Origin of the sequence: Micromonospora sicca, from assembly GCF_003172935.1 — a bacterium.
Lineage (GTDB): Bacteria > Actinomycetota > Actinomycetes > Mycobacteriales > Micromonosporaceae > Micromonospora > Micromonospora sicca.
On sequence record NZ_QGKS01000219.1, the window covers coordinates 1 to 18,315 of the forward strand.

The window sequence follows — 18,315 nt, forward strand, 5'->3', positions numbered from 1 at the left end:
GGGAGGCTCGGGGCGTACCGGAGCGGCGGGAGCGACCGGGGCGGGCCCGGCGGCGGCCGACGGCAGTTCGCCGCCACCCAGGGTGAGCCGGCGCTCCATCCGCTCCAGGCGCTGGAGCAGCCCGCCGGTGGAGTCGTCCGCCCCGGGCAGCAGCATCCGGGCGCAGATCAGCTCCAGCAGCAGCCGGGGCGCGGTGGTGCCACGCATGTCCACCAGGCCGTTGTGCACGATGTCCGCGCAACGGGACAGGGTGCCCGGGCCGAGCCGCTGGGCCTGGGCCGTCATCCGCTCTATCTGGTCCGACGGGCCGTCGATCAGGCCCTTGGCGGCGGCGTCCGGCACCTGCTGGAGCACGATCAGGTCGCGCAGCCGTTCGAGGAGGTCGGCGGCGAACCGGCGCGGGTCGTGCCCGGCCTCGGCCACCCGGTCGACGGTGGCGTACGCGGCCGCGCCGTCCCCGGCGGCGAGCGCGTCGCACATCTCGTCGATCAGCGCCGAGTCGGTGACGCCGAGCAGCGCGGCGGCCCGGGCGTAGCTGACCCCCTCCGGGCCGGCGCCGGCGATGAGCTGGTCGAGCACGGAGAGGCTGTCCCGGGCGCTGCCGCCACCGGCGCGCACCACCAGCGGGAAGACCGCCGGATCCACCGTGACGCCCTCGGCCTCGCAGAGCTGCTCGAGGTACGGCCGGAGCACCTTCGGCGGGATCAGCCGGAACGGGTAGTGGTGGGTCCGCGACTTGATCGTGCCGAGGACCTTCTCGGGCTCGGTGGTGGCGAAGATGAACTTGACGTACTCCGGGGGCTCCTCGACCAGCTTGAGCAGGGCGTTGAAGCCGGCCGACGAGACCATGTGCGCCTCGTCGATGACGTAGATCTTGAAACGGCTGCGAGCCGGTGCGAAAAAGGCCTTCTCGCGCAGTTCCCGCGCGTCGTCGACGCCGCCGTGGCTGGCCGCGTCGATCTCGATGACGTCGATCGAGCCGGCGCCGTCGGTGGCCAGCGAGCGGCAGGACTCACACTGGCCGCACGGCTCCGGGGTGGGGCCCTGCTCACAGTTGAGCGAGCGGGCCAGGATCCGGGCGCTGGAGGTCTTGCCGCAGCCGCGCGGGCCGGAGAAGAGGTAGGCGTGGTTGAGCCGGCCGCTGCGCAGCGCCTGGGACAGCGGCTCGGTGACGTGCTCCTGGCCGATGACCTCGGCGAAGGTGCGCGGCCGGTACTTGCGGTAAAGGGCCAGTGCCACCCGTCCCGCCTCCTCTCGACCGAGCCATTCTGCGCCGGTCAGGCGCGGGTGACCACCCACCACCCCGGGACCTGACCCCGCAGGGACGTTACCGGCACCCGGAGACAGAAAGGCCTCCCGTGCACCCGGCAGAGCTCGCTTATCCTTGCTGCCTTCCGGCCCTGGGGAGGTTCACGAGATACCGCCGCACGGGAGGTAGGCCAAGCGTACCCGACCCGGCGTCGATCTTCAGGGGGTGGTGGGGTGGCCGGGCCGTCGGGGACCTGTATCCTTGCTCGCGGAGGATTCGCCTAGAGGCCTAGGGCGCACGCTTGGAAAGCGTGTTGGGTTTACACCCTCACGAGTTCGAATCTCGTATCCTCCGCTCGCTGACACGAAGGGCCGGCCCCGCACGGGGCCGGCCCTTCGTCGTACGGCTGAGCCGTCAGTTCACGTTCTGCCAGTAGGCCTCGTCGTAGTACTCCACGACGTCGCCGTCGGCCGGAACCGGACGACGCGTGATCAACAGGGCGATCGGCGCTAGCCGGTTAGGAATCGGGCAGGCAATCGCATTCCCACGTCCACCGGGTTCGGCGCTCGGCCCCTTTCCGGACCCGGAGGGGATTGGGATGATCGACGTACGGCACCCGCAGCAGCCTCGGTGGCGCGTCGTACACATGTTCCATCCACAGCCTGTGGACGCCGAGAGGATCGGATGAGTTACCAGCTCAGCGCGGTCGTGGCGGACGTCGAGCTGCTCCGCGAGCAGACCGTCGGCCTGGACCACGCGGTGCTCGCCGCGCTCCGCCAGGACTTCGCGCTGCTCCCGGTCACCCCGCAGCTGGTCGAGGAGCTGACCGGCGCGCTGCCGGACTTCGCCACCGCGGAGCCGTCCCCGGCCCAGCCGTTCCAGCTCGTCCTCTCGCCCGGACTGGCGGAGCTGCTGGCCCGCTGGTCGCGGCAGGGGCCGGTGGCGTACCTGGAGGCCGAGTTCGCCGGCGGGCCGGGTCACCAGTCGTCGGTGGTGTGGCTGGGCGGCGAGGTGAGCTGGGGGCCGCACTTCGACGGCACGCTCGACCGTCCGCGCGCCGAGTGGCCGATCAACGCGGCGCTCGCCCGGCTCGGCGCCGAGCCGGGACCGTGGATCGATCCGTTCGCCGAACTCGGCCTGCACCTGGAACGCGACACCACCGGCTGGCTGGCGCACGGCCGGCGCGGACTCACCGCCGACTACTGGGACGAGCTGGCCGAGGAGTGGGAACTCCGGCAATCCGGCCGGCACCAGCAACCTGATCGCCCCGGTCCCGTTGGGGACTGGGGGATTCCATGAAACTGCGACAATACGTCTTCATCGCCGCCTTGATGGCGGGCGCCTCGATCGCCGGCAGCGGCGTCCGTCCACAGGGGCCGGACGTGCCGGCCCGGCCGGTCGGTGACGCCGAGGTGGTCGGTCTCGACGGGCTGAGCGACATCGAGTTCGGCGCCACCGAGGAGGAGTTGACCCGGCGCGGGGTGCTGCGTTCCGACGAGGACGCCTGCGGCCGCACACTCACCGGGCACGGCACGGTCAGCCCGGTCTTCTTCGACGACCGGCTGGTGCTGCTCTGGCTCGATGACCCGATGAGCACGCCCGAGGGCATCACGGTCGGCACCCCGGTGAGCGAGGTGCGGGACAGCTATCCGTCGGCGACCCCGCTGCGGGCGCCGCGGGGCACGTACCGGTTCGACGGGCTGCTCGCCCGCAACGGCGACCGCGCGTACCTCTTCCTGCACGACGGGACGACCGTCCGGAAGATCATCGCCGGGTACGCCGACTGGGCGCGCCGCCTCTTCGACGAGGGCTACGGCCCCTGCTGACGGACTGGCCGGGCTGCCGGTGGACGACGAAGCGCCCGGACGACATTGAGCAGCAGTCGGGGCCAGAGTGCGCCCTTGAGCTAGAAAATCCTCACTCCTCCTAACCCTCCCAAAAAAGAAAAGACCCGCCGAACTATGGCCGCTGGCTGGCGCTGCTCCCGCTGCGTCTTCGACTCATTGGGGCCTGATGGCGGCAGTAGAGGCGTGGTTCTTGGGCGGACCGGTCGACGGGAGACTGATGCCAGTGGAGGTGACCGCCGACGGCAGCCCGCCGACGATGGTGAAGCTGCCTCAGGCTGGCTTCTATAAGTCGCGCTGCGCAGCCTCGCCCGGCGCTGGCTCGCCCTTCAGGCCGAGATCGACGACCTCGACAGCCACCTGGCCGCCCTCGTCACCGCCGCCGCCCCGGATTTGGTCGCGCTGCCTGGCGTCGGCGTCGACACCGCCGGGCAACTCCTCGTCACCGCCGGCGACAACCCTCACCGCTTGCACTCCGAAGCGGCTTTCGCCCGGCTCTGCGGCGTCGCCCCCATCCCTGCCAGCTCCGGACGGACCGACCGCCACCACCTACACCGTGGCGGCGACCGCGACGCCAACCGCGCACTCTGGCGCATCACCCTCGTCCGCATGCGCTGCCACCAGCCCACCAAGGACTACGTCACCCGCCGAACCGCAGAGGGCAAGACCAAGACCGAGATCATGCGATGCCTCAAGCGCTACATCGCACGTGAGACCTTCCACCTGCTCGCGTCGCCACCTCTGGACCAGGCATCCTTGCCTGGTGCCACCGCTACTGACTGAGGACGAGTACAAGGCAACGATGGGACCCCACCCCACAAGAGTGGGCCCGGACAAGGAACCCCCCTTCGACTTCTGGCCCTACTTCGACTCCATCCCCGAAGACGACTTCAACGGGCACGACTTCTCCGAAGGCCGCGTCACCTACGCCTGGCAGTCGCCAGACGGGGCACACCAACACGTCCTGGCCGACTGCGAGACACCCAACGTGTTCCTGGTCCTCGTGCTCGACCTACATGCCTCCTCGGTCCTCGGTCACCACCTACTCGACCTCAACCAGCTCTACGGACTCGCCTGAGCCGGGCAACCCGCCCCACTTGACGGAAATAGGAGCGTCCACATCGCCGGCATCGCCGGCAGCCGGCTGTCCGGTCTCGGGACCTGCGTGACAGGGCGCTATCAGGACCTGCATGACACTGCGCCGAGGGCGGGCGCGGCAAGTGTCAGCGAACACCGGCACCGTGATCGCACGGCGCGGCTTCAGCGCACCCGTGGTGGGGCGATGACGTTCAGCCGGTTGCGGACGACGACTTCACCACCTGGTACATGGCGTGATCCTGCCACCGGCCGGCGATGTTGAGGTACTCCGGCGCCATGCCGAACTGCACGAACCCGTTGCGTTCCAGCACCCGCTGCGATCTGACGTTGTGCAGCAGGGTCTCTGCCTGCACCCGATGCAGCCCCAAGTCCTCGAAGGCCACCCGCACGATCTCACGCACCGCCTTGGTCGCGAACCCTCGGCCATTGTGGCTGGCGCTTACCCAGTAGCCCATGGAGCATGACTGGAACGGGCCGCGCACTATGCCATTGAGGGTGATGCGGCCGACCAAGCAGCCGGAGTCGTCGAGGATGACGTGCGGCAGCTTCGATCCCTGCTCGTGCTGCTGGAGATCGGTTTGGATGACGGCGTGTTGGCCGTCTGCCGTGAAGTAGTCGTCGCTCCGGCGCGGGTCCCACGGCGCGAGGAACTCACGGTTGACGCGGAGCAGCTCGGCCAGGGCCGGCGCGTCCTTCGAGGTAATGAGTCGGGTGATGCTCACCCGCCCATTGTCCCGGCCGGGCATGTCCCCTTCCTCGCCGGGATGGACCGCGCGCCGGGGCACGCCATGATCGTCTAGCCGGAGGTGTCACCCACGTCCCGAGACTGATCTGTCACGGACGTCCTGAGACCGACATCGTCGGCAGCCGGCTGTCGTACTCCGATTGAAGCCTTACACGTTGACTCCGCTTGATGGGTTACGCGATCCCCGATCCGCGGCTACCGACTGTGAAGTCCTGGCCGGAGACCCTCGATCGACGGCCGACCGCTAACCCGCGAGACTCTTGGTCATGATGTGCTCCCGACGCACGCCGTCGGGCATGAGGTCGCCTAGCTCACCCGTGTCACGGAAGCCGTTCCGCTGGTAGAGCGCCCAGGCGTTCTTGTTGCCCTTCACCACGGCCAGCCGCAGCGTCCCCGCGCCCGCCTGCCGAGCCCACTGCTCGACCGCCCTCACGAGGTGGTCGCCCACGCTCCGGCCACGTCCCACCGGTGCCACATACATCGAGATCAGCTCGACGACGCCGTCCTGATCGGTCGGCACCCCGCTGGCCATCCCGACGGGCTGCCCGTCGAGCATCGCCAGTACGTTGTACGAGCCGGGGATGGCCAGCCGACCGCGCCAGCGTTCCTCACGGTCGCCGTCGCCCTGCCAGTCCGCCAGTTGGGAACCGAACGCGTACGCCGCCTCTGCCAGCGCAGCGAGCCGCAGCTCCCGCCACATCTTCCAATCGCCCTCGGTAAGCAGACGCGTCTCGATCATGCCGGGAAGGGTGCCGCAGGTGTGCGGAGCTGGCAACGCAGTATCCGGTGACGCAGTGTGACGACCAAGCTCTATCGGCCGACCAACTGTCACCCATCAACTGGAACAGATGCGTAACGCATCCACTGGAGCCCGGCATCGCCGGCAGCCGGCGGCCGGCCGACTCAGTTCGCGTAGACCGCCGTGGCGTCATCGCTGCCTTTGTTGCGGGGCCACTTGGTGCCGTTCGGGTCGGCTGCCTCGATCGCTCGGACCCGTCGGATCAGCTCAGTCGGGCCGTGCTCGTCCAGGACGTCGAGCACCCCTCGCCAGTTGAGCAGGTCGAACATCGTGACCAGGCGTGCGGCGCCATCGGTCAGCACTGCCAGCCGCCGGACAGCCGCAAGCGGAATCTGCCCGGTGATCGCGTGTGTGACGACGGTGGGATCTGCCGCAGCTACCCAGAAGCCTCCTGGCTGGTTCCTCAACGCCAACTCGGCGTGTTTCATCCGCAGGAGGGCTGCCTGCTTCTGAGCGGAGCCGAACGGGTACCGGTTGGCCTCGGCCGTCGGGGCGGTATAGCGGTGTCAGCCGCTCGGTCGACAGAATCTTCCGCCGGTCCTTCGGGTCATAGACGCACTCGATGACCGTCGAGAACCGGCGGTTCTTCAGCTCCTTGTACAGCTCTGCGAGGTTGGTAGCGACGAAGTGGGCGGCACCGAGTGTGCCCTGTGCGTGGGTGGCCGCCAGGTAGAGGAAGGTGCCCTTGCCGTCCGGTCGGGGAAGCCGTCCCACGTATCCGTAGTCCGCGGTCTCGCCTCGGTCTCGCGGCGACCGGTAGTCCTGGCCCGTCGTCACGTCGTGGATGTACCAGCCATCCTGATGGACCAGGAGCGCGCCACCGCCGCCCAACTCTGGGAAGGCAGCGACTGGCTGTTCGCCACGCCGACCGGCGGCCCGGTCAACCCGCGCACGGACTACGACGAGTGGAAGCGGCTGCTTCGCCTCGCCGGCCTACGGAACGGCCGGTTGCACGACGCCCGCCACACCGCCGCCACGGTGCTGCTGATCCTCGGCGTGGCCGAGCGGGCGGTGACGGGCATCATGGGCTGGTCGAACTCGGCGATGGCGGCCCGGTACCAGCACCTCACCACCCAGGTGCGTCGGGACATCGCCCAGCGCGTTGGTGGACTGCTGTGGGACAGCCCGACAGAGGACCCGAAACTGGGCTCTTGAGCGCGAACTGAGACCACAACTGAGACCACAAGCGGAACGCCCGGCGGGTCCTCACGGACCGACCGGGCGTTCTCGCATTTCATGAGCGGTGGCGGCGGGATTTGAACCCGCGGAGGGCGTAAACCCTCACACGCTTTCGAGGCGTGCTCCTTAGGCCACTCGGACACGCCACCGCCGACGAGGGTACAGGACCCCGGGTGTGGACGCCGAACCGGTATCCGCGGGGCGGGCCTGGCAGGATCTTTGCCATGAGTACGCACATCGGCGCTGAGCCGGGAGAGATCGCCGAGCGGGTCCTGATGCCGGGTGACCCGCTGCGGGCCAAGTGGATCGCGGAGACCTACCTCGAGGGCGCGCGCTGCTACTCGACGGTCCGCGGCATGCTGGGCTTCACCGGCCGCTGGAACGGCGTCGAGGTCTCCGTCCAGGGCTCCGGCATGGGCATGCCCTCCGCCTCCATCTACGCCCACGAACTGATCAACGAGTACGGGGTGAAGACCCTGATCCGGGTCGGCTCCTGCGGCGCCCTCAGCGAGGACCTCCAGTTGCGGGACGTGGTCGCCGCGATCGGCTCGTCCACCGACTCGAACATGAACCGGATGCGCTTCGACGGGCTGATCGACTACGCCCCGGTGGCCGACTTCGGGCTGCTGCGTACCTCGGTCGAGGTGGCCGAGCGGCGCGGCATCACCATGCACGTCGGGCCGATCCTGGCGGCGGACGCCTTCTACACCGACCGGCCGGACCTGTACGACACCCTCGCCGACTACGGTGTGCTGGCCGTCGAGATGGAGTCCGCGGCGCTCTACACGATCGCCGCTCGGTTCAAGGCGCGGGCGCTGACCATCCTGACGGTCAGCGACCACATCAAGACCGGCGAGAAGACCACCTCCGCCGAGCGCGAGCAGACCTTCAGCCAGATGGTCGAGATCGCCCTGGACACCGCCATCGCCTGACCCCTCCCCTTCGCCGCCCCGCCACCTCTGGTGGCGGGGCGGCTGCGTTTCAGATCACAAAAATAAATACGACCGGTCGTTCTTTTTCTGGTTACGCTGCCCGCATGACCCTCGACGGCCGCCTCGCCCGCGGCGAACGCACCCGCACGGCCGTGCTGGACGCGGCGGTGGGCCTGGCCACCGAGGCCGGCCTGCACGGGCTCTCCCTCGCGCAGCTCGCCGACACCCTCGGCGTGAGCAAATCCGGCCTGTTCGCCCACTGGCGGTCCAAGGAGGCGCTCCAACTCGCCACGGTCGACCGGGCGGTGGAGCAGTGGCAGGAACGGATCATCGGCCCGGCCCTGCGCGCCCCGCGCGGCGTACGGCGAATCTGGGCGCTGCACGAGGCCCGGATCGACTTCTACGCCGCACGGGTGCTCCCCGGCGGCTGCTTCTTCGCCAACACCGAGTTCGAGTACAACGCCCGACCCGGCCCGGTCCGGGACCGGCTCGCCGAGGCATTCGGCCGCTGGACCGCGTTCCTCGAACGCCTCGTCCTCGAGGCGGTCGCCCTCGGTGAACTCCCGGCCGACGTGGACGTCCAGCAGGTGGCGTACGAGATCGACGCGCTCGGGATCAGCGCGGTGATGCGGTCCCGGCTGCTGGACCCGGACGCCGCCTACCGGCACGCCCGCCAGGGCCTGCTGAACCGCTTGCGGGCCCTGTGCCCCGATCCGACCCTGCTACCGGAAGGCCTGTCATGAGCCACGCCATCGTCGACCAGCCCGTCGTCGAGTTCGGCCACGTCGAGCACGTCACGGTGCACTTCGACGACCTCGACGCCATGGGCATCCTGCACAACGCCCGTTACGCGGTGCTGCTGGAACGGGCCCTGACGCCGTACTGGGCCGACCGCGGCGTCTCCTTCCAGGGCGGGCAGCACAGCGCTCCCGACGTGTTCCACGCGGTACGCGAGTTCACCATCACCTACCGGGCCCCGATCACCGGCACCGGGCCGGTGGCCGTGCACTTCTGGCTCGAGTACTTCGGCACCAGCAGCGCCCAGTACGCCTTCGAGTTCCGCTCCCTCGACGGCGACACCCTGTACGCGCAGGGCACCCGGGCGATCGTCCGGCTCGATCCGGCAACCCTGCGCCCCACCCCGTGGACAGCGGCCGCCCGGGCGGTCGCCGCGACCCTGCTGCGTCCGGCCACGGTGCCCGCCTGACCAGGACACGGGCGCGGGACGGTCAGCGGAAAAAGGCGCGGAGCACGGCGGCGTTCTCCGTCTCCAGCACCCCGCCGTACACCTCCGGACGGTGAATCGCGCGACGGTCGCGCAGCACGTCCCAGAGCGACCCGACCGCCCCGGTCTTGGGCTCCCACGCCCCGAAGACCACCGTGGAGATCCGAGCCAGGGCGATCGCGCCCGCGCACATGGTGCACGGCTCCAGCGTCACCACCAGGGTGCAGCCCTCCAGCCGCCAGCGTCCCAGCCGCTCGGCGGCCCGCCGCAGCGCCAGCACCTCGGCGTGCGCGGTCGGGTCCCCGGTCAGCTCGCGCTCGTTGCGGCCGATGGCCAGCTCGGCGCCGTCCGGGCCGTAGACCACCGCCCCGACCGGGATGTCCGCGACGGCGTCGACGTCGTCGGCGGGCGCCCCGTCGGCCGGGTCGGTGACCGCGACCTCCAGCGCCCGGCGCATCCAGACCTCGTGCCGCTGGCGGCGGCCCACCTCGCCCGGGTCGGCCAGCCCCTCGTCCGCGCCCGGGCCGACCCGGCCCACCGCGCCCGGGGTCGGCTGCCCCGGCCGGAGTGTCTCCAGCGCCGGGTCGGTGGCGTCTGCCGGCTCGGCGCCGCCGGGCGGCACCGCTCCGGACGGGTCAGACCTCACGCAGCTCCTCGATCTCGTCCGCGCAGCCGAGCACCTGGCAGATCTCCGCGGTCACGTCGGCCGGCAGCATTCCCTCGTGCGCGCAGAGGGCGAGCAGCTTCTGAGCGGGGATGCCCAGGTCGGCGAGGATGTCCGCGTCACCCACCGGGTCGGCCTCCGGGTCCACCGCGGGCTGGTCGGTCTCCTCGTCCCCGCCGGTGACGGCCGCGCGCGGCTCGTCGCCGGTGACCGAGGTCTTCAGGTCGCCGACCAGCAGGGCACCCAGCCGGGACTCCTCGGCGTACGCCGAGTCGGAGCCGAAGACCCGCAGGTCCTCCCCCTCGTCTAGGCGCAGGATCACCAGGTAGGCGTCGTCCGCCTCGACGAAGAGCAGGGACAGGTCCGCGTCCGGCTCGACGTCGCGCAGCCGGTCGGCGACCTCCTCGATGTCGGTGGCGCCCCGCAGGCTCACCTCGTCGGCGGTCCAGCCGCCCTCGACGCGTACGGCGGCAGCGGCGAAGTACGACACGGTCCCCCCAAATTGGCCCTCGGCAGCACGCCGACTCGTCTCGCGTGCACGTTAACCGGTCGGGTCGGCAGGCGACCGGTCAACGCCCCGAAGGGCCGGTCAATCCTGGAGAAAGTCGGATCAGCCGGCGATCCGCTTGCGGGTGGCGATGAGCTGGCGCAACCGCTCGGTGCGGGCCCGCTGCGGCCGTTCGCGCTGGCGTACCGTGCGGGCACCGGCCAACTCGGCGAGGAGTTGCAGGCGGCGGCGGCTCCGCTCAGGGTCGAGCCGCGGGGTGGTCCAGGCCATACCGCCGAGGGTTCACCGTCACAGCGCGTACGTCAAGATGGTGTTCGCTGCGCAGCCGGACCATCACCGAAGGTCACCAGAGCGGCCAGTCCCCGCTCTGCGCCCAGCGGACCGCGACGACCGCCGCGGCGATGCTCCACCCGCCGGCGGTGACGATCGCGACCCCCGTCGCGACCCCGCGGTCGCCGAACCGCACCAGCACCGCGGCGGCCAGCCAGGCCAGCCCACCGGCGATCACGGTCCACCAGGCATAACCGGGTACGTCCCGGCCGAGCAGGCCGAACAGGAGCAGCCAGACCGTCGCCGTGGCGCCGCCGGCCGCCACCCCGCCGCCGGTGACCGGGTGCGGCTCCCGCCAGGTGGGCCGGGCCGGCGGCCCGGAGGGGAAGAGCCCGGAGGGGGTGTGCGGCAGCGGGCGGCCGGCATCCGGACGCGGCTCGCCGGGTACGGCGTTCCACCCGTTCATCGCCCCTGCTCCCTTCACGGACCGTAGTCGCCGTCCTCGGCGTAGTCACCCAGCGCGACCGGACGGCGAGGCGGCGGTCGCGGCGTTCGTCCCTACGGTAGTGGTCTGCCAGGATGGCCGGATGCGCTCGCGATCGATCGGACGCCGCCCGCGTTCGGCGTACCCGGTCCTGCTGCTGCTCGCGCCGGCGCTCGCCGCCGGCTGCGCGGCCGGCAGCCGTCCCACCGCGACGCCGACCAACGTGTGGGACGGGCCGAGCGCCGTCCCGACCGCCGGGCAGTCCGCGCCGCCCACCCCGACGCCCGGCGTGCCGTCGCCGTCCCCCTCGCCGACCCGCACCGAGCTGCGGCACGTCTTCCCGGTCCGCGCCGACAACGTCGCCTACCACCCGACGCACTCCGCCTACCCGGGGACGGACATCTTCGCCGACTGCGGGGAACCCGTCGTCGCCGTCACCGACGGGCGGATCCTCGAGGTGAGCCGGGTGGACCGGTTCGACGAGCGGGGTCCGCTGGGGCCGTACAACGGGGGCCTCTCGGTCTCGCTGCTCGGCGACGACGGGGTGCGCTACTACGGCTCGCACCTGAGCGCGGTCTCCGCCGGCGTCACCGCCGGGGCGCGTGTCCGCGCCGGTCAGCAGCTGGGCCGGGTGGGCCGCACCGGCAACGCGAACAACGTCTGCCACCTGCACTTCGGCATCTCGCCCGCGTGCCGGGGCCACGACGACTGGTGGATCCGCCGGGGGGTGATCTGGCCGGCCCGCTACCTGGACTCGTGGCGCAAGCGGGGCAACCGCGCGCCGGCCGCCGAGGTGGTGGCGTGGCAGCGGAAGCACGGCTGCCCGAAGGCGCCGACGACGACCAGCGGCGCCGGCTGATCCGGTCCACTCGCGACATCCGCCGTCGGACTTCCGCGTGGTCTCGGGCGGGCGCGTAGGTTGCAGGGCATGAGTGCCCGGGATCCCATCGCCGACCTGCGCCGGATCGCGTTCCTGCTGGAGCGGGCCAACGAGGCCACCTACCGGGTCCGGGCGTTCCGCTCGGCGGCCAAGGCCCTGGCCGCGCTGCCCGCTCAGGAGGTGGCCGAGCGCGCCCGCGCCGGCACGCTCACCGAGCTGTCCGGGGTCGGGGACGTCACCGCCCGCTGCGTGGCCGAGTCGCTGGCCGGCGAGGAACCGGTCTACCTGCGCCGGCTGGTCGCCACCGAGGGCACCGACCTGGACGCCGCGGCCGGCGCGCTGCGGGAGGCGCTGCGCGGCGACTGCCACACCCACTCGGACTGGTCCGACGGCGGGTCACCGATCGAGGAGATGGCGCTCGCGGCGGTGGAGCTGGGTCACGAGTACCTGGTGCTGACCGACCACTCGCCCCGGCTGAAGGTGGCCCGCGGCCTCACCGCGGACCGGCTGCGCCGGCAGCTCGACCAGGTGGCCGCGGTCAACGACGCGCTGCCGAAGGGGTTCCGCATCCTCACCGGCATCGAGGTGGACATCCTCGCCGACGGCTCGCTGGACCAGGAGGAGGAGCTGCTGGCCCGCCTCGACGTGGTGGTCGGCTCGGTGCACAGCGGGCTGAACGACGAGCGGGCGAAGATGACCCGCCGGATGCTGGCCGCGATCGCCAACCCGCACCTGGACATCCTCGGCCACTGCACCGGGCGGATGGTGTCGTCCCGGCCCGCCGGGGTGCAGGGCCCGGGCGACCGGGCGCACCGACCGCGTACCCGCTCCGAGAGCGACTTCGACGCGGACGCGGTCTTCGCCGCCTGCGCCGAGCGCGGCGTCGCGGTCGAGATCAACTCCCGCCCGGAGCGGCAGGACCCACCGAAGCGCCTGATCCGCCGCGCCCTGGAGGCGGGCTGCCGGTTCGCGATCAACACCGACGCGCACGCGCCCGGCCAGCTCGACTGGCAGCGGTTCGGCTGCGAGCGCGCGGCCCTGTGCGGGGTCCCGGCGGACCGCGTGGTCAACACCTGGAAGGCCGACCGCCTGGTGAAGTGGACCCACAGCCGCCGCTGACCCGGCGGGTGACCTCCCGTCGGCGGGAGGGTCAGCGGCGGGCGGCCGGCTCGGCGGCGGGCACGGCCGGCGTACCGGCGCTGACGGGCGTGGGCTTCCGGCGGCCCAGCAGTCCCTGGGCCACCGCCACGCCGACGAGCACGATCAGCGCGCCGACCGGCTGGTGCCAGTTCAGCCGCTCGTCGAGCACCACCGCGCCGACCAGCACCGCGAAGACCGGGATCAGGTAGGTCACCGTGGAGGCGGTGCTCGCCCCGGCCGCCCGGATGTTGCGCAGGTTGATCACGAAGGCCAGCCCGGTGCCGAGCGCGCCGAGCGCCAGCACGCTCGCCACCACCTCGACGGGGAGCCCGGTCGGCACCGGCGGCGCCCCGGCCACCAGCGGCGCGACGACGGCGAGCTGGAGCGCGGCGACCAGCAGCTGAGCGGCGGAGAGCGAGAGGCCCGAGTACGAGCTGCCGGCGATGAACTTCTTCTGGTACGGGATGGCGACGCCGTAGCAGGCGGCCGCACCGAGGCACATGAGCTGGCCGGTGAAGTGCGCCCCGCCCACGCCCTCCCAGACGCCGAGCACCACCAGCACGCCGAGGAAGCCCAGCCCGAGCCCGACCGCGCGCCGGGCGGTCAGCCGCTCGGTGCGGAAGACCAGCACCGCGAGCGGCAGCACGATCAGCGGCGTGGTGGCGTTCCAGATGCCGGCGAGCATCGACTCGACCCGCTGCTCGCCGAAGCCGAACAGGGTGAACGGGACGGCCACGCCGAAGGCGGCGACCACGAACAGGTGCGCCCAGACCCGGGGCTCGCGGGGCAGCCGGTCGCGCAGCAGGGCGAGCACCACCAGCAGGGTCACCGCCCCGGTGGCGACCCGGTAGAGGGTGAGGTGCAGCGGGTGCAGCTCCTCGATGCCGACCTTGATGAACAGGAAGCTCGAGCCCCAGATCGCGGCGAGCGCGAGGAAGCCGGGCAGCCAGCTGCGCACGGCAGCGCGGTCAGGAGTGGTAGCGGCGGTCACCCCTGACACTCTGCCCGAGGGGTACGACGAAGTCCCGCGCTTTTCGGACGCCGTGTCCACCGCCACAGCGACCGGCCCGAGCTACCGCCCTGAAGACCCTGTTGCCGAATTCGTTCAGGCGGCGAGGGTGTAGTCGAGGCGGGTGAGGTGGCTGGTCCGGGTTCGGTCGAGGGGCTGGCGGTTCCACCAGGCATCGAGCCTGATCAGGTTGAGGGCGATGGCGGTGAACGCGTGTTGGAGGCGGGTCTTGGGCAGGCCGCGGTAGCGGGCGTGGCGGATGCCGGTGATCGCGATGGCTTGGCTGATGGTGCCTTCGACACCGGCGCGTAGGGCGTAGGTGTGCTGCCAGTCCTTGCTGTCCTGCTGGGCGCGGTTGCGGGCGAGGGCTTCGTGGAGTTCTTGGGGTCGTAGCGTGAGCTGGCGCCGGCCGCGCTGGGAGGTGGTGCACTGTGTCCTGGCGGGGCAGGGGTCGCAGGCGTCGGAACCGAACTTGACCACGATCACCTCGGTGTCGCGTTGGCTGGCCGGGGTCCAGTTGAGGCTGGTGTTGCCCTGTGGGCAGGTGACCTGCCGCAGGGCCCAGTCGATGGTGAAGGCGTTCTTGGCGAACCCGAGACCTGCGCGGGCCTGCGGGGAGGTGTCGCGCGAGGCGGGCGTGATCATCTGAACTCTGTAGGTGTCGAGTGCGGTGGTGATCGTCTCAGCGGACGGGTAGCCGGCGTCGAGGTAGTGCTCGTCGGGTAGCAGACCGTGCTCGGCCAGGTCGGCGTGGATGCCGGTGGTGGCCTTCACGTCGGGCACGGTCGCTTCGGTGGTCGCCACGTTGATGATCAGATTCGGTGCGGCTGGGGTGGCGGTGGTGTTGTCGGTGGGCGGGTCGTCGCCGGCGTGGCAGGTTTCGGTGAGGTGGACCTTGTAGCCGTTCCAGAACAGGTCGTCGCCTTTGGCCGCCCACCGGGTGTCCAGGTCGTACGGGCTGGTGATCCTCGTTCTGGCCGGCGGCAGACCCTCGTCGTCGGCCTGCCGCTGCTTGATCACCTCCCGTCCTCGGGCGTCGACGCCGATGTGGTAGTTCTGCACCAGCACCTGGCGCAGCGTCTCGATCGCGGGCAGCTGCGCCAGCCACGCCGGCGCGGTCGGCGACCAGACCGCGCGCAGCAGCCTGGCCGCGTCGGTGCCGTAGACCTGCGCCAGCCGATCCCGTTTGGCCTGCGAGGACGGCAGCCGCCAGGAGTCCACGCGGGCGCCGTAGCGCTGCGCCCACTCGCCGATATCGATCACCGTGGCCAGCCAAGCCGGGGCCGCCACCGCCAAGACCTCCAGCGCGGCACGGACCGATTCCCCAGCCAGCTCCAGGCGGTTGAGGTCACGCACCGCCGAGATCACATGGGTGGAGTCGGTGCGCGCCTTGCCACCGGCACCGACCAGACCCTTCTCCGTCAACGCCGCAAGCAGCAGGTCGAACGCGACGCGTTCCAGGCCATGCTCGACCAGGCGGGCCCGGAATTTGCTCAACACCGTGTAGTCGAACCCGGTATCGGTCAACTCCAGCCCCAGGCAGTACTTCCAGTCGATGGCCCGGACCACCATCTGCGCGGCCTGCCGGTCGGTCAGCCCTTCGGCGTACTGCAACGCCGTGACCAGCGCGAGGACGCCCGGCGAGGTCGCCGGTGCGCCCCGCACGCCGAACGCGGCCGCGAACCGCTCGTCGCAGAACACCTCACCCAGCTGGTCACGCACGCTCATCGGCAGGCTGCCCTTGGGAAACGCCGCCCTGGCCACCAGCATCGTCTGCTCCGGGACCTGCCCAAGCGGGCGCGGTTGCATCGACATCAGTCATCCGTCCTGCGGCCGTGAGGCAAGGGTAGGCCGACCGCAACATAGATCATTTAGGACAGACCAGCAGCCAGCACGAACCCGCAACGGCGTGTCATGAATTCGGCAACAGGGTCCCTGAACACGACAAACACAGTCGACACGAGGGCACCAGGGTCACGTAGGGTCGCACCGTGGGACGAATCGATGACCTCGCCAACCGGTACGTGACCGACTGGGCCCCGCTCAGCCCGACCGGCGCCACCTACGTCGGCATCGCCGGCTACGACGACCAGCTCGACGACCTGTCGCCCGACGGGTACGCGGCCCGCGCCGAGCTGACCCGGCGCACCCTGGCCGACCTCGACGTGACCGAACCGGACTCGGAGGCGGAGCGGACCGCCAAGGAGGCGATGCAGGAGCGCCTCGGTCTGGAGCTCGCCCGGCACGAGGCGGGCGAGACCACCAGCGAGGTCAACGTGATCGCCAGCGGGCTGCACGAGATCCGCATGGTGTTCGACCTGATGCCGACCGAGGGCGACGACGCCAAGGCGAACGTCGCCGCCCGGCTCAACCGGTTCGCCGGCGCGCTGGAGGGCTACAAGACGACCCTGCGCGAGGCGGCCGCCGCCGGGCGGGTCAGCTCCCGGGTGCAGCTGGTCGAGGTCGCCAAGCAGTGCGACGTCTGGACCGACCCGGCCGGCGACAACTTTTTCCACGGCCTGGTCGAGCGGCTGGGCGCGGACGGCACGCTCGGCGCCGAGCTGCGCAAGGGCGCCGCGGCAGCCACCGCGGCGACCGCTCAGTTCGGCGAGTTCCTCCGGGCCGAGCTGGCCCCGCAGGGGCGGGAGAAGCAGGCCGCCGGCCGCGAGCGGTACGAGCTGGCCTCGCAGTACTTCCTCGGCGCGAAGGTCGACCTGGACGAGACGTACGCCTGGGGCTTCGCGGAGCTGGCCCGGCTGGAGGGCGAGATGCGAACCGTGGCTGGTCGCATCGCGGGTCCCGGTGCCACTGTCGATGATGCCGTGCGGGCGCTGGACGCCGACCCGGCCCGGACCATCCAGGGCAAGGAGGCGTTCCGGGATTGGATGCAGGCGCTCGCCGACAAGGCGATCAGCGAGCTGCACGGCACCCACTTCGACATCCCCGAGCAGGTCCGCCGGATCGAGTGCTGCCTCGCGCCGACCAGCGACGGCGCGATCTACTACACCGGCCCGAGCGAGGACTTCTCCCGTCCGGGGCGGATGTGGTGGGCGGTGCCGCAGGGCATCACCGACTTCTCCACCTGGCGGGAGGTGACCACCGTCTACCACGAGGGCGTGCCGGGTCACCACCTCCAGGTCGCGCAGACCGCCGTCCGGGCGGAGCTGCTCAACCGCTGGCAGCGGCTGCTCTGCTGGGTCTCCGGGCACGGCGAGGGCTGGGCGCTCTACTCGGAGCGGCTGATGGACGACCTGGGCTACCTGGAGGACCCGGGTGACAAGCTCGGCATGCTGGACGGGCAGGCGTTCCGGGCCGCCCGGGTGATCGTGGACATCGGCATGCACCTGGAGCTGGAGATCCCGAGGGACAACCCGTTCGGCTTCCACCCCGGTGAGCGCTGGACGCCGGAGCTGGGCTGGGAGTTCATGCGGGCGCACTGCCGGGTGCCGGACGAGAACCTGCGCTTCGAGCTGAACCGCTACCTGGGCTGGCCCGGGCAGGCCCCCTCCTACAAGGTGGGTGAGCGGATCTGGCTGCAGGCCCGCGAGGAGGCGAAGGCCCGCAAGGGCGCCGACTTCGACCTCAAGGAGTTCCACCGGCAGGCGCTCGACCTCGGCTCGCTCGGGCTCGACCCGCTGCGTCGGGCGCTGGCCCGGCTCTGATCGGCGGACCGGGGGCGAGTGCCCGCCCCCGGTCACCGGTGGTGGGACGAAGGTCAGGAGAGGCTGAGCGCCAGCGAGGGCCGGGCGGTCAGCGTGTCGCAGTCGACGAAGGCCAGGTCGATCACCGGGTCGGTGAAGGTGACCGGGATCGGCGAGGTGACCGGGATGCCGTCCGGGAACGGCAGGTCCGGGGTCAGCGTGATCTTGATACCGAGGAGCCGACCGACGAAGCGGGTGGCGTAGAACGCGACGTCGCCCCGCACGGTGAGCTGGTCCGTCACGTACTGCTGGTTGCGGCCCGCCGGCCCGTCCGCCACCAGCTTGAAGTCGTCGGTCACCGCCTCGGCCATGCCGAACTTCAACGCCTTCAGCGTCCCGCCCGAGGTGGGCAGGTCGACGATCCCCTCGAACCGCAGCCCCTTCATGGTGACCTTCGAACCGGTCAGTTTCGACGGCTGTCGGGCCACCTTCGGCTGCCCCGGCTCGGGAGCGATCTTCGGCAGCAGCTTGCCGGGCTGGGGTGTGCCGGGCTGGGCGGGCTTCCCGGCGGGGCAGGTGCCTCGCGGCGCGGTGGCGGTCGGCGTCGGCGCGGCGGTCGGCCCGGCCGTCCCGACGCTCGGGGTGGGG

General features: G+C 71.3%; 20 protein-coding genes, 2 tRNA genes, 1 other RNA gene and 4 pseudogenes. 13 read left to right on the top strand and 14 right to left on the bottom strand.

Annotation, left to right across the window (positions count from 1 at the left end):
• On the bottom strand, nt 1–1,239 hold a 1,239-nt coding region (locus tag DKT69_RS14915; protein WP_146231086.1), incomplete at its 3' end, for a DNA polymerase III subunit gamma and tau.
• A gap of 108 nt (nt 1,240–1,347) precedes the next feature.
• Nucleotides 1,348–1,437: signal recognition particle sRNA small type (gene ffs, locus DKT69_RS14920), an RNA gene on the bottom strand.
• Between the two features lie 81 nt (nt 1,438–1,518).
• Here ffs and DKT69_RS14925 point away from each other — a divergent pair.
• The 4 genes and pseudogenes from DKT69_RS14925 to DKT69_RS41625 all read left to right on the top strand — a co-directional run.
• Nucleotides 1,519–1,603: transfer RNA gene (locus DKT69_RS14925), tRNA-Ser, on the top strand.
• Nucleotides 1,604–1,933: 330 nt separating this feature from the next.
• Nucleotides 1,934–2,548, top strand: coding sequence for a hypothetical protein (locus DKT69_RS14930; RefSeq protein WP_109802162.1), 615 nt, complete (start codon nt 1,934–1,936; stop codon nt 2,546–2,548).
• Between the two features lie 32 nt (nt 2,549–2,580).
• Nucleotides 2,581–3,075, top strand: coding sequence for a hypothetical protein (locus DKT69_RS14935; RefSeq protein ID WP_375373592.1), 495 nt, complete (start codon nt 2,581–2,583; stop codon nt 3,073–3,075).
• A gap of 187 nt (nt 3,076–3,262) precedes the next feature.
• Nucleotides 3,263–3,361 (top strand): annotated as a pseudogene (locus DKT69_RS41625) (DUF8847 domain-containing protein); the annotation flags it as partial.
• A 17-nt stretch (nt 3,362–3,378) separates the two neighbouring features.
• Here DKT69_RS41625 and DKT69_RS38985 read toward each other — a convergent pair.
• The gene (locus tag DKT69_RS38985; protein WP_201749678.1) at nt 3,379–3,558 is read right to left on the bottom strand and encodes a hypothetical protein; all 180 of its coding nucleotides are present in this window, start codon (nt 3,556–3,558) and stop codon (nt 3,379–3,381) included.
• On the opposite strand from DKT69_RS38985, the gene DKT69_RS14940 reads away from it, so the two are divergent.
• On the top strand, nt 3,487–3,876 hold the full coding sequence (locus tag DKT69_RS14940; protein ID WP_161557842.1) for a transposase: 390 nt from the start codon (nt 3,487–3,489) through the stop codon (nt 3,874–3,876). The genes DKT69_RS38985 and DKT69_RS14940 overlap by 72 nt on opposite strands.
• A 19-nt stretch (nt 3,877–3,895) precedes the next feature.
• Nucleotides 3,896–4,171 (top strand): hypothetical protein, encoded by a 276-nt coding sequence (locus DKT69_RS14945; protein WP_146231087.1) that lies wholly within the window; start codon nt 3,896–3,898, stop codon nt 4,169–4,171.
• A gap of 211 nt (nt 4,172–4,382) precedes the next feature.
• On the opposite strand, the gene DKT69_RS14950 is transcribed toward DKT69_RS14945, so the two are convergent.
• The 3 genes from DKT69_RS14950 to DKT69_RS38325 form a co-directional block, all read right to left on the bottom strand.
• Nucleotides 4,383–4,913, bottom strand: a complete 531-nt coding sequence (locus tag DKT69_RS14950; RefSeq protein WP_109802176.1) for a GNAT family N-acetyltransferase — start codon at nt 4,911–4,913, stop codon at nt 4,383–4,385.
• A 267-nt stretch (nt 4,914–5,180) separates the two neighbouring features.
• Nucleotides 5,181–5,675, bottom strand: coding sequence for a GNAT family N-acetyltransferase (locus DKT69_RS14955; protein ID WP_109802166.1), 495 nt, complete (start codon nt 5,673–5,675; stop codon nt 5,181–5,183).
• Between the two features lie 164 nt (nt 5,676–5,839).
• Nucleotides 5,840–6,163 (bottom strand): hypothetical protein, encoded by a 324-nt coding sequence (locus tag DKT69_RS38325; RefSeq protein ID WP_161557843.1) that lies wholly within the window; start codon nt 6,161–6,163, stop codon nt 5,840–5,842.
• 382 nt (nt 6,164–6,545) lie between these two features.
• Between DKT69_RS38325 and DKT69_RS14965 the strand changes: the two are divergent.
• Nucleotides 6,546–6,890: pseudogene (locus DKT69_RS14965) on the top strand (tyrosine-type recombinase/integrase); the annotation flags it as partial.
• 86 nt (nt 6,891–6,976) lie between these two features.
• Here the strand turns inward: DKT69_RS14965 and DKT69_RS14970 are convergent.
• Nucleotides 6,977–7,063, bottom strand: a tRNA-Ser gene (locus tag DKT69_RS14970).
• Between the two features lie 75 nt (nt 7,064–7,138).
• Between DKT69_RS14970 and deoD the strand changes: the two genes are divergently transcribed.
• The 3 genes from deoD (at nt 7,139) to DKT69_RS14985 (ending at nt 9,053) form a co-directional block, all read left to right on the top strand.
• Complete coding sequence (deoD, locus tag DKT69_RS14975) at nt 7,139–7,846, top strand: purine-nucleoside phosphorylase (protein ID WP_109802167.1); 708 nt, start codon at nt 7,139–7,141, stop codon at nt 7,844–7,846.
• A 104-nt stretch (nt 7,847–7,950) separates the two neighbouring features.
• Entirely contained in the window at nt 7,951–8,589 is a 639-nt protein-coding gene (locus tag DKT69_RS14980; RefSeq protein WP_109802168.1) for a TetR/AcrR family transcriptional regulator, read from the top strand.
• A complete protein-coding gene (locus DKT69_RS14985) occupies nt 8,586–9,053 on the top strand; it encodes an acyl-CoA thioesterase (RefSeq protein WP_109802169.1) in 468 nt (155 codons plus the stop codon). The genes DKT69_RS14980 and DKT69_RS14985 overlap by 4 nt, the downstream gene beginning before the upstream one ends.
• 22 nt (nt 9,054–9,075) lie before the next feature.
• Here the strand turns inward: DKT69_RS14985 and DKT69_RS14990 are convergent, their stop codons facing one another.
• The 4 genes from DKT69_RS14990 to DKT69_RS15000 form a co-directional block, all read right to left on the bottom strand.
• Nucleotides 9,076–9,528 carry a nucleoside deaminase gene (locus tag DKT69_RS14990; protein WP_201749677.1) on the bottom strand — a complete coding sequence of 151 codons (453 nt, stop codon included), beginning with the start codon at nt 9,526–9,528 and terminating at the stop codon, nt 9,076–9,078.
• 178 nt (nt 9,529–9,706) lie between these two features.
• Nucleotides 9,707–10,225, bottom strand: coding sequence for a tRNA adenosine deaminase-associated protein (locus DKT69_RS14995; RefSeq protein WP_109802171.1), 519 nt, complete (start codon nt 10,223–10,225; stop codon nt 9,707–9,709).
• 120 nt (nt 10,226–10,345) lie between these two features.
• Nucleotides 10,346–10,513, bottom strand: a complete 168-nt coding sequence (locus DKT69_RS38990; RefSeq protein ID WP_165439858.1) for a hypothetical protein — start codon at nt 10,511–10,513, stop codon at nt 10,346–10,348.
• A gap of 73 nt (nt 10,514–10,586) precedes the next feature.
• Nucleotides 10,587–10,979, bottom strand: a complete 393-nt coding sequence (locus DKT69_RS15000) for a hypothetical protein (RefSeq protein ID WP_236647929.1) — start codon at nt 10,977–10,979, stop codon at nt 10,587–10,589.
• Nucleotides 10,980–11,100: 121 nt separating this feature from the next.
• Between DKT69_RS15000 and DKT69_RS15005 the strand changes: the two genes are divergently transcribed.
• Together DKT69_RS15005 and DKT69_RS15010 are read left to right on the top strand one after the other, a co-directional pair.
• Nucleotides 11,101–11,856 (top strand): M23 family metallopeptidase, encoded by a 756-nt coding sequence (locus tag DKT69_RS15005; RefSeq protein WP_109802172.1) that lies wholly within the window; start codon nt 11,101–11,103, stop codon nt 11,854–11,856.
• A gap of 69 nt (nt 11,857–11,925) precedes the next feature.
• On the top strand, nt 11,926–12,996 hold the full coding sequence (locus DKT69_RS15010) for a PHP domain-containing protein (RefSeq protein WP_109802173.1): 1,071 nt from the start codon (nt 11,926–11,928) through the stop codon (nt 12,994–12,996).
• Here DKT69_RS15010 and DKT69_RS15015 read toward each other — a convergent pair.
• Together DKT69_RS15015 and DKT69_RS15020 are read right to left on the bottom strand one after the other, a co-directional pair.
• Nucleotides 12,879–14,008 (bottom strand): annotated as a pseudogene (locus tag DKT69_RS15015) (DMT family transporter); the annotation flags it as partial. The gene DKT69_RS15010 and the pseudogene DKT69_RS15015 sit on opposite strands and share 118 nt — an antisense overlap.
• 114 nt (nt 14,009–14,122) lie before the next feature.
• Nucleotides 14,123–15,841, bottom strand: coding sequence for an IS1182 family transposase (locus DKT69_RS15020; RefSeq protein WP_109802174.1), 1,719 nt, complete (start codon nt 15,839–15,841; stop codon nt 14,123–14,125).
• A gap of 176 nt (nt 15,842–16,017) precedes the next feature.
• Here DKT69_RS15020 and DKT69_RS15025 point away from each other — a divergent pair, with 176 nt between their 5' ends.
• Nucleotides 16,018–17,688 (top strand): DUF885 domain-containing protein, encoded by a 1,671-nt coding sequence (locus DKT69_RS15025; protein ID WP_109802175.1) that lies wholly within the window; start codon nt 16,018–16,020, stop codon nt 17,686–17,688.
• Between the two features lie 53 nt (nt 17,689–17,741).
• Here the strand turns inward: DKT69_RS15025 and DKT69_RS15030 are convergent.
• Nucleotides 17,742–18,315: pseudogene (locus tag DKT69_RS15030) on the bottom strand (DUF6114 domain-containing protein); the annotation flags it as partial.